The sequence below is a fragment of the Niallia circulans genome (assembly GCF_003726095.1).
GTDB lineage: Bacteria > Bacillota > Bacilli > Bacillales > Cytobacillaceae > Niallia > Niallia circulans_A.
Map to the genome: position 1 here is coordinate 4,712,066 of NZ_CP026031.1, position 15,488 is coordinate 4,727,553.

Annotated in this window: 15 protein-coding genes; 14 read left to right on the forward strand and 1 reads right to left on the reverse strand. The window is 34.4% G+C overall.

The genetic code is table 11. From position 1 onward, the window contains the following. Positions 1-159 carry a hypothetical protein gene (locus tag C2I06_RS25230; protein WP_164463762.1) on the reverse strand — a complete coding sequence of 53 codons (159 nt, stop codon included), beginning with the start codon at positions 157-159 and terminating at the stop codon, positions 1-3. 274 nt (positions 160-433) lie between these two features. Here C2I06_RS25230 and C2I06_RS22525 point away from each other — a divergent pair, with 274 nt between their 5' ends. The 14 genes from C2I06_RS22525 (at position 434) to C2I06_RS22595 (ending at position 15,445) form a co-directional block, all read left to right on the forward strand. Continuing rightward, positions 434-706 carry a hypothetical protein gene (locus C2I06_RS22525; RefSeq protein WP_123258895.1) on the forward strand — a complete coding sequence of 91 codons (273 nt, stop codon included), beginning with the start codon at positions 434-436 and terminating at the stop codon, positions 704-706. Further along, positions 703-990: a hypothetical protein gene (locus C2I06_RS22530; protein WP_123258896.1), complete on the forward strand. Its 288-nt coding sequence runs from the start codon at positions 703-705 to the stop codon at positions 988-990. The genes C2I06_RS22525 and C2I06_RS22530 overlap by 4 nt, the downstream gene beginning before the upstream one ends. A 257-nt stretch (positions 991-1,247) precedes the next feature. After that, positions 1,248-2,684: a TOTE conflict system archaeo-eukaryotic primase domain-containing protein gene (locus C2I06_RS22535; protein ID WP_123258897.1), complete on the forward strand. Its 1,437-nt coding sequence runs from the start codon at positions 1,248-1,250 to the stop codon at positions 2,682-2,684. 241 nt (positions 2,685-2,925) lie between these two features. Then, positions 2,926-3,459, forward strand: a complete 534-nt coding sequence (locus C2I06_RS22540) for a hypothetical protein (RefSeq protein WP_123258898.1) — start codon at positions 2,926-2,928, stop codon at positions 3,457-3,459. Positions 3,460-3,488: 29 nt separating this feature from the next. Beyond that, positions 3,489-3,833: a hypothetical protein gene (locus C2I06_RS22545; RefSeq protein ID WP_123258899.1), complete on the forward strand. Its 345-nt coding sequence runs from the start codon at positions 3,489-3,491 to the stop codon at positions 3,831-3,833. Positions 3,834-3,836: 3 nt separating this feature from the next. After that, the gene (locus tag C2I06_RS22550) at positions 3,837-4,253 is read left to right on the forward strand and encodes a protein-export chaperone SecB (protein ID WP_123258900.1); all 417 of its coding nucleotides are present in this window, start codon (positions 3,837-3,839) and stop codon (positions 4,251-4,253) included. A gap of 308 nt (positions 4,254-4,561) precedes the next feature. Next, entirely contained in the window at positions 4,562-4,777 is a 216-nt protein-coding gene (locus C2I06_RS22555) for a P-loop NTPase fold protein (RefSeq protein WP_123258901.1), read from the forward strand. Between the two features lie 611 nt (positions 4,778-5,388). Then, on the forward strand, positions 5,389-5,538 hold the full coding sequence (locus C2I06_RS25235) for a hypothetical protein (RefSeq protein ID WP_164463763.1): 150 nt from the start codon (positions 5,389-5,391) through the stop codon (positions 5,536-5,538). Between the two features lie 599 nt (positions 5,539-6,137). Next, complete coding sequence (locus C2I06_RS22570) at positions 6,138-6,848, forward strand: LytR/AlgR family response regulator transcription factor (protein WP_123259201.1); 711 nt, start codon at positions 6,138-6,140, stop codon at positions 6,846-6,848. Further along, complete coding sequence (locus C2I06_RS22575) at positions 6,845-8,152, forward strand: ATP-binding protein (protein ID WP_123258903.1); 1,308 nt, start codon at positions 6,845-6,847, stop codon at positions 8,150-8,152. Before C2I06_RS22570 ends, C2I06_RS22575 begins: the two co-directional genes overlap by 4 nt. A gap of 192 nt (positions 8,153-8,344) precedes the next feature. Continuing rightward, positions 8,345-11,239: a glycoside hydrolase family 3 protein gene (locus C2I06_RS22580; RefSeq protein ID WP_123258904.1), complete on the forward strand. Its 2,895-nt coding sequence runs from the start codon at positions 8,345-8,347 to the stop codon at positions 11,237-11,239. Positions 11,240-11,341: 102 nt separating this feature from the next. Further along, complete coding sequence (locus C2I06_RS22585; protein WP_123258905.1) at positions 11,342-13,789, forward strand: beta-glucosidase family protein; 2,448 nt, start codon at positions 11,342-11,344, stop codon at positions 13,787-13,789. A 5-nt stretch (positions 13,790-13,794) separates the two neighbouring features. Next, positions 13,795-14,415: a hypothetical protein gene (locus tag C2I06_RS22590; RefSeq protein ID WP_123258906.1), complete on the forward strand. Its 621-nt coding sequence runs from the start codon at positions 13,795-13,797 to the stop codon at positions 14,413-14,415. 13 nt (positions 14,416-14,428) lie between these two features. Next, positions 14,429-15,445: a glycosyltransferase family 2 protein gene (locus C2I06_RS22595; protein WP_123258907.1), complete on the forward strand. Its 1,017-nt coding sequence runs from the start codon at positions 14,429-14,431 to the stop codon at positions 15,443-15,445. Positions 15,446-15,488 lie beyond the last annotated feature (43 nt).

Sequence of the window (15,488 nt, forward strand, 5' to 3'; positions counted from 1 at the left end):
TCAGATTTCCTTCCTTTCATAAGCAGTAGTAGCAATGTTTACCTTATCTGAATCGTAAGTATTCTTAATGATAATGTCAATATTGCATTTTAATAAGTCATTGAATAACTCATCTAGACTTTTTGAATCGTCTGCTTCAAAGAACCGCTTTATAACCATTTAGACACTCCTGTTGCTTGTTATAGTGTGTTACATGTGCACAATGTAATGGATATTGTCGACAAGCATAGAGTACATTTTTTAAAAACATTTTTGGTCGAAAATCGTTTTTTTTTTTTTAAAATACAAAAAAATTTTAAAGAACAAAAAAATATCAATAAAACTCAGATTTTTTAAAATGAATTTGTTACTATAAAATGTTCTGAATTTATTTGACAAAGAAAAAAAATAGCTTATAATCTATAAAATTTCTTTTTCTATAGGAGGGGATTTGATGAAATTTTCAATTCAACAGAGATATATACTTGCTAGGATAGAAGAGAAAGGAAAGGTGAATCTATACACTCTTTTAGATAGTAAACGATATGAAAAAATGGTATTAATCGGAAATAAAGTAGACGGTGTTAAAACATGGGATTTAGTTGATGCAGAGATTGACTTGACTTTAAAAGTAGAAAGAATAGAAACTCTTGAAGGGAAAACAATTTTTGTTAATATAGCTAACTCATTTTTAAGAAATCTACAAAAGGTCGGAGAGCAAAAATGATTCTAATGGAAAATGGACTTTTTGATATTAGGAAAGTAAAAGAGAGTAAATTACCAGTTTTTGATTTTACAGAAAATGAAAATACTGGAATACCAATTACCTTCTGGACATTCACAGATTTAAAAAGAATTGGATGGAAGTTAAACGATGAGCAACGTATGAACATGATAGTAGGTTTTGTAAAGACAAGTAAACGTATGAGGGGATATTCTGGTTTATATGATTTTTGTAAAGTCATGGAATTATTTTGTGGTTATACGGGAGAATATAAAGCAAGTACATAAATTAACTATAAGTTGGTTTTTACTATACTATATTATTCTAATGGATGAGAGTTAGTTTGTAGATGTTCTTGTAGGTTTGCGGATAGGCTTTGCCTAAGAATCCGCAGTAGCCTGCAAAGGAACATCTTTTTTCTACTAACTCTCATTTTTTATGCAAATTTTTATTTCATTCTAGAGTTGAAGGTAGAAGGGTTCTTAATTTTTCCTAACAAACAAAAATCGGTAAGTTTTCAGTTTTTTTAGGAGGAATAACAACTATGAGAAAATTACATCAACATGATATAGGAACTATTATAGAAAAAATGAATGAAATTTTAATTCGAACCAGAGAACCATTTATTGAACAATATCAAACGAAGGACGGTTTTGTTGGTTGGGTGCAGAAAAAACATAAAATAACAGATAATATTATTCGGTCACATATAACTGGGAAGAGAACAATAGGAATATACTACGCAGGAAACTCAACAATATTTTTAGTCTTTGACATTGATGTAGAAGGAGATGCACAAGGACAGAAATATCGAGTCTTAGCAATTGTTTCAGAGTTGGAAAAGGCAGGATTAAATCGGCGGGATATACATATTATGTTTAGTGGTAGTAAAGGGTACCATGTTCAGATATTTTTTGATAAGCCACTACCAATAAAGAGAGTTGCATTTTTTGGAAGAATAATATTAGGTAATTTAGGTGAATTAGGAAATGGAATAGAATTGCGACCAGAAAATATAAATGGAAGAGCAGTAAAGCTACCCTTGGCATTTCACAAAAAGACAAAACAATTTTCTTATTATATGAAACAAGATAAGTTTGAGCCAGTGGTAGATAGTTTTAATTACTTTAAACAAATAGTTCCTACCAATTATAAAATTATTGAAAAGGCAATTGATATTGTTTTTGATAATAATCGGCAGGGGAAAAATGATAGTAGACATACTGAAAAGGTAATTTTACAGAAAGAGAATGATAATAAAGTGAAAAAGAGTTTTATAGAAATGAAACTATACTTTGATGATTCTCAAGGCCTTAAGAAGATTTCTGAACAGTATTTAACAGAAGGATTAAGGAAAAAAGGGGAGCGGCATAAAGCACAGTTTCTTCTAGCTCTTTATTTTAAGGAACAATCTGTCTCTCGTGAAGAGGCGATTCAGCATATTTGTTCTTGGGTTAAAAGACAAAAGGAGAATAAGAAAACTAATGAAATAAGTCTTGAGTTCTTAAGGAAAGAAGTAGAACGGCATGTGAATTATGTTTATGCAAAAGGGAAATATCAAGGCTTATATACTAGGAGAGGAAGACAATTAGTAATTAGTATGAGAGATATTAATTTCATAGCAAAACAAGAAAGGAAAACTACCAGAAAGGTCATGCTAGCCATAATTCTCATAGGAAAGATATACCATGATGAGGGAGTATTCTCTGCAGGCATGAATTCTATTGGGGAACTTGCAGGAGTTTCTCGTCAAACAGTAAGCAATGTCATAAAAGAGCTTATATCTCAAGGGGTTATACTGCCAGTTTCAGAATATAAATATACTGAGCGATTAGCAAGGACATATTATATGTTATATCTGAAGAAAACAGTGAAAAATGAGAGGGGAATTATTTCTTTAAAAGGATTAACTCTTTCTAGTGCTTATAAAGAATTGTTCAAAATAGTAGAGAAAAATATTAATGGTAATATAACACCATAATACTTCTCTTCTCTCCCCAGTGCCCCACTGTAAGGTTTATCCATTATCTATTATCTATTATCTATTATCTATTAGAATCTTATTTATGCATAATTATATAATCCTAAGATAATTTTGATATATTTTTGAATAAAATTAGTCTTATCTATGCTATTTATCTTGCATACAATGCTTTTGCAAGTGTATATTTGTATAAAGGGTAATTGTAATAAATTACATTTATTTTGTTGAGGGTGGATTAATGAGGGAGTTTATTGGATATCATTGTAATGAAGCACAGGTTATTGAAGCAACCATTGAAAATGGTGTTTATCATATAAGTGAGGGACATTCTCATTGGTTAGGTAATGGTACATATTTTTTTGACGAGTCAATGGATGGTTTGGAACATGCTCAAGTTTGGGGCAGGAGAATGAAGCAACACCCTCGAATAATAAAGAATACAATCAGAGTAAATCCTCAAACATTATTGGATTTAACTGATGCACCAACAGTAGCTACCACGAATAAGTTAAAGAATAGAGCAATTAAGGGTATGTTAAAAATGGCAGGGTACACACCTAAAGATGGATTTGTTGATGGAGTTTTCTTTAATATGTGGAATAAGTTTTTTTCAAATAGACCAATACATGTCATCAGAAAATCAGAGTTTTATCAAACTGACATTGATGTTGAATTAAAAATAAGGTCTAGAATAGACAATGCGATAGTATTATGTGTTAGAAATCAAAATTGTATTGTAGAACCATGTGAAGAAATTGCTACTGTATCCTGATTATTAACTATCATAGAGGTGATAAAATAATGTGGAACGAAGAAGAATTGATGAATCAGTTGGATGCTTACTTTAGCAATACAACCGAGGAGCAACTTTTAAGGGATTTAGAAGAAACAGGTAGTTTAGAGTTTATGGAGAAGGTAGACAATGAATTTAAGTTACCTGACAATGAATTTAGTTATGAATTTGAAGGAACAGCTGTAGCTCATAGTGCTTATATTAGAAGTGAGTTTGATAATATTAGTAAGGGGTTTTCTTTAGGTACAGTATCGTATCAACAAGGGAATAGTAAAAACTACAGTTCCTTCTTTACTATTGTAAATAGAGAAATAAATGATGAAGATACTACTAAACTACCTATTGGAGCTTAATTTATGACTAAAGAAATTGTACCTAGTAGTTTTACTTTTAATAATTATGTTATTAATAAATCAATCTTTGAAGTTAATCAAAGTTTTGAACCTACAGATAATGTAACATTGGATTTTCAACTTAGTTCAGATATTAAAATTAATAAAACTCAAGATGAAGCATTGGTAATATTAATGTGTGAGATTTTTAAAGATGCAAAAGAAAATAACTATCCATTCTATATGAGTATAGAAATAGTAGGGGATTTTTCTTTAGAAGGTGAGATAGGAGTAGACTTTATTAATCTATGTAAAGTAAATGGAACAGCTATACTATTCCCATATGTTAGAAGTTATATTAGTCACGTAACCTCTATGTCGGGAGTTCCAAATTTAATTCTTCCTACACTTAATGTTCTAGAAATGTTGGAAGATGAGTAGTTGATATTAATATCTATTAAAATAAAAATCTTCCTATTGTAGGAAGATTTTTTTATAAGGTAAACATTATTACTACTGTCATTGGATATTGTCAATAATAATTATTCTTAGCATGTTGAGTGCGTGGCGCAGATGGTTTTGCGGTGTAACTAACCATTAAACTTCCTACCCATCAATTATACCCAAAGATGAAAAAAGGATGAAGAAACATTAGCAGGAATGATGAAGGCAAAAGAATTCCTCAAAGAACAATCAGAAGAGGAAAACGTGGTTCTTCATATTAGATTGTTTAAGAGGAATTTGAGCAAATGATGAATAATTCTAACTTAGAGAATCTTATCATCATTATAGATGACTTAGATAGGTTCAGTTCTGAACGTATAATTGACACACTGGAAGCAATAAAGTTATTTTTAGCTGTAAAAAAGACAACCTTTATAATCGCAATTGATGAAGATGTGGTTAGTTGTGCTATGGATAGGAAATATCCCAAAATAGACGATGCAACCCTTGATATTTCCTAAACTATATTGAAAAAATTGTACAAATGTCTATTAGGAAACATGAATTATCGGATATATTGGGTAAAAAACGATTTATTGCTTTTAGTCTGTGAAATGTTTCTGAGTGAGAGTCATTTAGATAGGCTGTTGTTAGGTTTAAGAGACTGGTGAGAAAACCGATAAAAGGATAGAAAAACTGAAAAATCATGAAGTAAAAGGACGCTTAGTAGCTATATTTGAATTAAAGTTAGTTTCTTTATTAAGGCAGAGGTTGTGATAAAACAATCCTCTGAAATGAAAAAGCCTGTGAAATTTCATCGTAAATTTCACAGGCTTTTATATTTTTAGACTTTGTCTAAAAATATCATAAATAATAGCAAACAATTAAAGGTGCTGTATATAGGTGCTTTTTCTAATGGAGTATAAATGATAGGCTTAAAGGAGATTTTCTTTAATTCACTAATTTCCCACAAAAAATGCAAACGGATGCCACCTTTTTACCATCATCTCTCTATAACAACGGTGAAAGGGTGGTGCATTCGTATGGATTTAAAATCGGGCACAATTGGTAACTTTGAGGACTATTCAAATTTAGTGATATACAGGAATTCAACAGACGTATGGAGATGTGGATGCTTCCATATAAGGATGATTTTTCAAAAGGTGGGCTTGTTGGGGTTAAACGCCTTCGTTATTCAGCAAAAGTTCCAGGGGGGTGCAATGCAAAGATCGGTATGATGCTGAAGTCCATACAATTCAATATGCAGAGTTTAAAGGGATAAATCTTATCATTGGGAGTCATACTTTCACAAAATTCTTTGGAATTCAGAGCCTAGCATTGAAATGGAATGAGAGAATTAAAGAACTTAAAGTAGTAAGACTTAGTAAAGAGCATTATGAAGCGACTATAAATAAGGGGGGGGTAAAATCTAATGTTGATAATTGGATTTTATGATTGTAGCGGAAGGTGGAAACTCCAGGTGAATAGCATGAGGTGAAGATCAGCAGAAAAACTTGCTTGTTGAGGAGGCTGAGGCCGTGGTTATAATCACCATCATCTCATAGGTTGCCACATATACTCTAGATGCCTCAAGTTCTGTCGCTACTTGTTAAGAAAGATAATAGTGGATGTAATCAATATTGAATAGTAAACCTTTCCTTCTGGAGGGAGTTTTTTAAAATTTTAAAAATACTTTAGATGTCTACTTATTCTATTAATTTAAAATTACTACTTTAAAATTCCTATCTGCCAAGTCTAGTCAACCTCTTTCTATTTCTTTAATGTTATGTTAAAAGTTTAATTATATACAAAGTTTTAAGAGAGATAATAATCTCTAATTTTTTTAGAGGGTAATGGAATAAATTGAAAGGAATTAAGGAAATGATACGTATTGCAATCGTCGAGGATGATGTTAAATATAAGGAGCAATTAATAGAGTATATTAGAAGGTTCGAACAAGAGAAAGGTGAAAATATAGAAATGGAGACTTTTTCGGATGGAGATGAAATTGTTGAAAACTATCATGCTCAATTTGACATTATTTTAATGGATATTCAAATGCGTTTTATGGACGGGATGGCTGCCGCAGAAGAAATTAGAAAAATGGATTCAGAGGTTGTTATTATCTTTATTACCAATATGGCACAGTATGCGATTAAAGGATATTCAGTGGATGCATTGGATTATGTGTTGAAACCGATTTCTTATTTTGCGTTCTCGGAACGGCTGAATCGGGCGATTGAAAGAATGAAGAAAAGAGAGTCGCGCTTTATTACGATAGCGGTCAAAGGTGGGGTTATGCGTCTAAAGGTTTCAGATATATATTATGTGGAGAGTTTCGGGCATAAGCTTAATTTTTCCATGAATAAAGAAGAAATTATGACAACCGGTACAATGAAAGAGTTGGAAAAACAATTATCTGAATTCCACTTCTTTCGTGCACATAAGGGCTACTTAATCAATTTAGAGCATGTGGATGGAATGAATGATAACTGTGCAATCGTGAAAGGGAAAGAACTATTAGTAAGCCGAAATAAACGAAAAGCATTCATGGAAGCTTTATCCCATTATTGGGGTGAGGTGATAAAGTGAATGATGTTCTTCCGGATATCCCGAGAATACTTACAGCATTAGCGGAGTGGCTTGCGTGTCTTGTATATATATCGATATTGGCAAAGAAACTATATGGCTGGAGATTGGTGGCATTTTCAAGTGGTGCTCTCATCATTCAGTCTGTTTTTCTAGTAATCACCAAAGACTTGCCGATTGTCTTTTGGGTACCATGTATGGTTGTCGCCATGGGAATGATGTTTCTTCTGATTTATATGTGTTGTGATATTAGTATGATTGAAGCAGGATATTTTAGTGTAAGAGCGTTTGTTGCCGCAGAATTTGTAGCATCTCTGGAATGGCAGGTTCGGTTCTTTTTCTGGAATGCTGAAAGCAGTGATATATTTTTAGAGCTTCTTTTACTATTGTTTGTATATGCTTTTCTTTTTCTTTCATTATGCTTGTTAGAAAAAAGGCATATTCCTACAGAAGGTAGATTGAATATTAGGAAGCGTGAATTTTGGTCAACAATAATGACGGGTATAGCCGTGTTTGCAATAAGCAATTTGAGCTTTGTGACCTCTAGGACTCCCTTTAGTGGACAATATGCCAAAGAGATTCTTAATATTCGAACCTTGGTTGACTTGGGTGGACTGTCTATCTTATATGCATACCATATTCAAATAAACGACTTAAGAACAAGGCATGAGTTAAAAGCGGTACAGGATATCTTACAGAATCAATATGCTCAGTATCAGCTATCAAAAGAAAGCATCGAAATGATTAATTTTAAATATCACGATTTAAAAAATCAACTTATAGCACTTAGAGCTGAAGAAAACGTAGATAAGAGAAATGAATTTCTAGAGAAGATGGAGAATGATATTAAATTTTACGAAGCACAAAACAAAACGGGTAACCATGTCTTGGATACAGTACTTACTAGCAAAAATCTCTATTGCATTAAGAATGGAATTACTCTAACCTGCGTTGCTAATGGCACCTTGCTGAACGATATGGATGTCGTTGATATCACCACCATTTTTGGGAATGCGCTAGATAATGCAATAGAACATGTACAACAAATCAAAGAAGCTGAAAAAAGATTAATTCATGTTTCTGTCTTTACTCAAAAGAAGTTCCTTATGATTCGTATTGAAAATTATTTTGAAGGAGATCTAAAACTAGAAGCTGGACTACCAGTAACGACTAAGAAGGATTCATTTAATCATGGCTATGGTCTGAAAAGCATTCGATACACTGTTCAAAAGTATGATGGTGTGGTTAGTGTGGATCAAAAGGGTAAGTGGTTTGAACTAAAGATATTTATGCCAATATTAAACTAGTTGAATAATAACTAATGTAATGCAAGGACTTGGGTTTTGAGTATATGTAAAATCTAAGTCTATTTTTTATTTACAGAATTCACATAATAGATTTACAGTTCATGCAAAAATAACAACAGTTTATGCAGATGAAATTTATCAGAAAAATAATATGGTAATATTTTGTTGTAAATATAGTTAGGGGGGAACCAAATGGCGAAAAAGAAAATGAGCAAGAAAAAATTTCGGATTGTTTGGAGTTCAATTCTGTCTTTCTTAATCATTATTATTGTTGCTGCAAACGTTGCATTAGCTCAATTCTCGGATGTTATCTCAGCGTACTTTTCTACAATAGATTTAGAAAGTGCAGAAGCAGTTAAAGCCCGTGAAAATTCAGAGATAGTAGTTGAGCAGATTGCAGACGAAGGTATTGTTCTATTGCAAAATAATGAAAACGCTTTACCGTTGTCTGAGGGCGAAAAAGTAAACGTTTTCGGATGGAGTTTTACTAATCCAATTTACGGTGGTACTGGATCAGGCGCATCAGATGCGTCGAAAGCAGTTACACCAAAGGATGGTCTTGAAGGGGCCGGTTTTAAAGTCAATGAGGAATTATATAAAGCTTATGTTGATACAGGTATAGAGAGACCACTTGTAGGTATGGATGGCCAAGACTGGACGATTCCAGAACCAAAACCATCTGATTTCTATACAGATGAATTAATGCAACAAGCGAAAGGCTTTTCAGATGTCGCAATTATTTTCCTTGCACGTTCAGGTGGAGAGGGAGCGGACCTACCACGTAGTATGGATGGTCCAGACACATTTGATCCTGAGGGTGGTGCATTTGGTGCAACTGGTCAGAAATTTGGTAATGAAGATGATCTAGATACAAGCAAACATTACCTTGAACTGAGCAATAGAGAACAGGGTATGATTGATGCTGTTACAGAAAATTTTGATAACGTGATCCTAGTAGTAAACAGTGCGAATACATTTGAACTTGGTTGGGTTGAAAATTATAGTCAGATAAAAAGTATCTTGAATGTGGCAGGACCAGGACAAAACGGATTTAATGCATTGGGAAGGGTTCTTTCTGGTGAAGTTAACCCATCTGGTCGAACAGTGGATCTATATACGAAAGATCTTCTCGATGCACCTGCTATGGCAAATTTCGGTGATTTTGATTATGTATTCGAAAATAATGATGGTTCATATTCGCAAGCTGTGGACTCAAGTAATGTTCTATTAAAATATGTTGATTATTCAGAAGGTATATATGTTGGATACCGTTTTTATGAAACTGCTGCAGATTTAGGTTTTATTAATTATGATGAAAAAGTCCAATATCCATTTGGTTATGGATTAAGCTATTCAAACTTTGAACAAGAAGTTGTTCAAGATAGTTTAAATTGGACTGATACAGAAGTAACAGTGGATGTTAATGTAACAAACACTGGTTCAGTAGAAGGTAAAGAGGTTGTGCAATTATACTTCTCAGCCCCTTACACTGGAAGGATTGAAAAGTCGTCAATCGATTTAATTGCATTTGAAAAAACAGATGTGATTAAACCAGGAGAATCTGAAACTGTAACACTTACTTTTAAGGTAGAGGATATGGCTTCTTACGATGCTAACAAAGAGTATAGTAAAACCGGTTCATACGTTCTTGAGGCAGGCGAATATAAGCTCATGCTTATGAGTAACTCTCATGACAAAATAGCTGATGTTGGTTCTAAGGAACTTGCTGAAGTGGTGTATGATTCAGGACGTTCAACTGATAAGCAAGTAGCTGTTAATCAGTTTGATGACGAAGTAACAGGTGAAGGAAGTATTACCAATTATCTTACTAGAGCAGATAATTTTGCTGGTCTTGCAAAAATGGATAAGAATAAGGAATTTACTGTTACAACACCTGAGGGTGAAAAGAAAACAGTACAAGGAAAGATAGTAGATAAGGAATTTGTCAAATTGATAAATAGTATTCGATACGATGTCCCTAGTGATACTCATGATGCAGCGCCGACAACGGGAGCTGACAATGGCAAAACGTTAAAAGATTTTGTTGGTGTCGATTTTAATGATAAGTCCTGGAACGAATTACTCGATCAGTTTACTGTTGATGAACTAGTTAAACTTGCTACACTAGGCGGTTATAGAACGCTTGAAATAGAGAGTGTTGGTAAACCTGCAACCTTAGATTACGATGGGCCAGCTGCAATAAACAATATGAATATGGCAGCTAACGGACAATCTGGTACGGCCTTTCCTGCAGAAATTATGATTGCATCTACTTGGAACCTTGAACTTGCAAAAGCAATGGGTGAACATATTGGAGCTGAGGCAAAGGCGTACGGTGTTACTGGTTGGTATGCACCAGGAATAAACGTACACCGTACAGCATTCGCTGGAAGAAATTTTGAATATTATTCAGAAGATGGACTTCTTTCGGGTAAAATGGCTGCAGCTGTAACAAAAGGGTACCAAAGCGAAGGTGGATATGTATACATTAAACACTTTGCATTAAATGATCAAGAAACAAACCGTACTCTTGGTGTTTTAACATGGAGTAATGAACAAGCCATTCGGGAAATTTATTTAAAGCCTTTTGAAATCGCTGTCAAAGAGGGCGGTGCAAAGGCGGTAATGTCTTCGTTTAACAGTGTTGGTAATAAGTGGGCTGGTGCAGATGATGGTCTTCTTAAAGAAGTTCTTCGTAAAGAATGGGGTTTCAATGGCCATGTTATTACAGACTTCTATATGAATGGTAGTGGGCTTAACACATATCCATACATGAATGTTGAGCTTGCTGTACGTAATGGGAACGACTTAATGCTAACTGGTGCTGCGCCAATGGGTGTACCAGAAGTTAATACAAGTAGTAATGATACATTATGGGCATTAAGAGACGCTGCTCACAATATTTTATACACCACAGCTAACAGTAGTGCTATTGAAGGAAATTTAAGTGCGGAAACACCGAAATGGGTTGTTATCACTATTATTGTTGATATTCTTCTTGTTTTAGGAATTGCGACTGCATTCTTCTTTGTCTTCCGTAATAGCAAGAAAAGAGACGAAGAACTAGAAAATACACGTTCTGCATAAATGACAGAATCACTGAGACTAGACTAGCTATAACAATACTAAAAATATGTGATTAGGCCGTATAGATTCGGGTACCGCCTAATCACAAAAGAGGAATTGATCATGAAATATAAAGACTTGATTAAAAAAATGACCTTAGAAGAAAAAGCCTCTTTAATGTCAGGGAAAGATTTCTGGCAATCGATGGATATAGAGCGACTAAACATCCCAAATATGTTTCTTGCCGATGGACCTCATGGGATAAGAAAGCAGGCTGAAGCAGCAGACCACCTTGGACTTAATGAAAGTATTCCAGCGACATGCTTTCCAACAGCAGCGACAGTTGCAAACAGTTGGAATGAAGAATTAACAGAAAAAATTGGAGACAATCTTGGCCAAGAGGCAGTTGCACAAAAAGTAAATGTCCTACTTGGACCTGGTATCAATATGAAAAGAAATCCATTGGCTGGAAGAAACTTTGAGTATTTCAGTGAAGATCCGTATCTTGCGGGGAAAATGGCGGCAAGTATGATTAGAGGAATTCAAACACATGGCATCTCAGCTTGTGTAAAACATTTTGCTGCTAATAATCAGGAAGAAAGACGGATGTCGATTGATACGATTGTCGATGAAAGAACATTACGGGAAATTTATCTAACTGCATTTGAGATTGCCATTAAAGAGGGTAAAACAAAGACAGTTATGTCTGCTTATAATATGCTGAACGGCGCCTATACCAATGAAAACCTACACCTTATGCGCGACATTTTAAGAGATGAATGGAACTATGAGGGTGTTGTTGTTACCGATTGGGGTGGAAGCAATGACCGCGTAGCGGGATTAATTGCAGGAAATGAATTAGAAATGCCTACAACAGCCGGTGAAACAAATCAAGAAATTATTCAAGCTATTAAAGATGGAACAATGAGTGAAGAAGTTTTAGATGAATGTGTAAATCGATTATTAGATTTAATTTTTACTTCTAACGAAGCCTTTAGTAAACCTCAAAAAGAGTTTAGTGTTGACGAACATCATATGGTTGCTCAACAAGTAGCAGAAGAATCAATCGTTCTTCTTAAAAACGAGGAAAATATATTACCTTTATCGAAGGATAAAAAGGTTGCAGTAATCGGAGACTTTGCAAAAAATGCACGATATCAAGGCGCAGGTTCATCAATCGTGAATCCAACTATTTTGGATCAAACATTAGATTATCTTGAGGAAGCAGGAATTACTAGTATCGGTTTTGAACCTGGTTTTAACCGATACGGTAGGAAGAGTCAGAAAAAAATAGATAATGCATGTGAACTTGCAAAAAATGCAGATGTTGTTCTTTTATATATTGGTCTAGATGAGGTTACAGAAGCGGAAGGTCTAGATAGACAAAGCATGGAGATACCGGAAAACCAGATTAACCTGTTAAATTCTTTGTACAAAGTAAATCCCAATATTGTCGCTGTTTTATCATGTGGAGCTGTTGTAGAAATGCCTTGGATTAATAAGGTAAAAGGCTTGGTACATGGATATCTAGCGGGACAGGCAGGAGCGAGAGCGATTCTTAGAGTTCTGTCTGGCGAAGTAAATCCATCAGGAAAACTAGCAGAAACTTATCCACTAAAATACGAGGATACACCATCCTATTATCACTTCCCCGGTAAGGAAGTAAGTGTAGAATACCGAGAAAGTATTTTTATTGGATACCGTTATTATGATATAGCAAATGTAAATGTGCTTTTTCCGTTCGGTTATGGGCTAAGCTATACAACATTTGAGTATTCTGATCTCAAGGTTAATAAGGATGGAGTTAACTTTAATTTAACAAATACCGGGAATCGTGCTGGAATGGAAGTTGTCCAGCTATACGTTGGATGCAAAACAGGTGCTATTTTTAGAGCAAACAAAGAATTAAAGGGATTCAAGAAAATCTTCTTACACCCAGGTGAAACAAAATCAGTGGCTATTCCTTTTGATGATAAAACCTTCCGTTATTTCAATGTGAAAACAAATAAATGGGAAATTGAAGAAGCGAATTATGAGATCATGATTGGTGCCTCAAGTGAAGATATTAGATTGGTAGATATTCAATTCATTAAAGGTACTGGAGCACCACTTCCTTATGATAGAATGAAACTACCCTCCTATTACACTGGAAAAGTAAATAGTGTGAGTGTAGGGGAATTTGAAAACCTACTTGGTCACAAAGTCCCGTTGTCGCAATGGAATCGATCCAAGCCACTTGGTTACAATGATACAATTGCACAATGTCAGTATGCAAAGGGTAGATTTGCTCGATTTGCGTTTCATGTTATTACATTTGCTCATTGGTTTTTACGGAAAATTGGAAAGCGAAGTACTGCGAATTTAATTATGATGTCTATCTACCATATGCCGTTTAGAGGAGTGGCCAGAATGACTGGCGGAATTATAAATATGCCTATGTTAGATGGAATCCTAATGATTGTTAATGGTCAATTCTTTAAGGGGCTTAGACATGTGTTAAAGGAACGTAGTAGGATGCTTAAGGCTGATAAAACAGAAAAAACCATAGCAGGAACAGCAAAGGAGTTGTAAAATATATGAGCAACTTAAATACAGAGAAGCCTAAAAAACTCTCAGGACCTATAGGTTTTTGGAAAAATTATAAGAAAAAGCATCCTAATATTGCACAATTCCTTGTGTTTTTTATGTTGAGTAATGGGATCACTGTATTACAACTTGTTTTTATGCCTGTTTTTAAAAGCATATTTGCAAAAACAGATTTAGTATCTACAAGTTTTCAGGTTTTACAGTTTGGTCATAATTTTGATGGTACACCTTATTATGTATTTGACTATGCAGCAGGCTCACTTGCATCAGGAGGTGGAGGTGGGCTTGCCTATTTCCTTGCAGTTCAAATTACGATAGCAATCGCACAGATTCTTAACTTTTTTGCACAAAGAAGTATTACATTTAAATCAAACAGCAATATTTGGACCGCTGCTTTTTGGTATCTAGTAGCATATATTGTGATTACCATAGGAGCGGCAGCTGCACAAGGTTTCTATAAAGCTCCAATATATAATTTATTGATGAATACATGGGAAATGGGGGCTGTTGGTGAAACAACGGCTGACGTGATTACCATGATTATTAATAGTGCAATTTCATTCTGGGTGTTCTTTCCAATTTTTAAAATCATTTTTAAACAAGAAAAGTAAAGGTAGTGTTCGTATGAAAGTATTATCAGTGGTCATTCCTTGCTATAATTCAGAAGAATATATGAGATATTGCATCGAATCCCTTTTACCTGGTGGCGAAAGTGTCGAGCTGCTGATAGTAAATGATGGTTCCATTGATCAAACAGCAGTCCTTGCAGATGAGTATGCTGCAATGTACCCGACTATTATAAAAGCTATTCACCAGGAAAACGGGGGACATGGAGAAGCTGTAAATGCAGGAATTCGCCATGCGTCAGGTCTCTATTTAAAGGTAGTTGACAGCGATGACTGGGTTGACACGAAAGCTTATCTCAAAATCTTACAAAAGCTTAATGAATTTGTTGCTGGCAACAAATTAGTGGATATGGTCATTAGTAATTTTGTCTATGAAAAAGAAGGCGCAAAGTATAAAAAGGTAATGAAGTATGAAAATGTTCTCCCAGTAGGCGAAATATTTACATGGGATGATATTCAACCGTTTCGTAAAGGTCAGTACCTTTTAATGCATTCACTCATGTATAGAACCCAATTGCTTAAGGAAAGTGGGCTAGAGCTTCCAAAACATACATTTTATGTTGATAATCTGTTTGTGTATGTTCCACTAGAACATGTAAAGACCATGTACTATATAAATGTTGAATTTTATAGATACTATATTGGTAGAGAAGATCAATCTGTTCATGAAAGCATCATGATTAAAAGAATAGACCAGCAGATAAAAGTTAATAAACTCATGATAGATCTTGTTCAGTTAGACGAAATAGCGAATCCAAATCTTCGTCAATATTTATTACACCATCTCGAAATTGTTACGGTCATCTCTGCCATCCTTTTAATACGATCAGGAACAGCTGAGAATCTTCAAAAGAAAAAGGAATTATGGAGATATATAAAGGAAAAAGACTTGGCATTGTACCGTGAAATACGGTATGGAATGATGGGGCAATTAATGAATCTACCTGGCCGACCAGGGCGAAGTATTTCTGTAGGTGCATATAAGCTCTCACAGAAGCTGGTTGGATTTAATTAATGATTTGAAAATAGCTTTCTATGAGAATATCATAGGCAGCTAT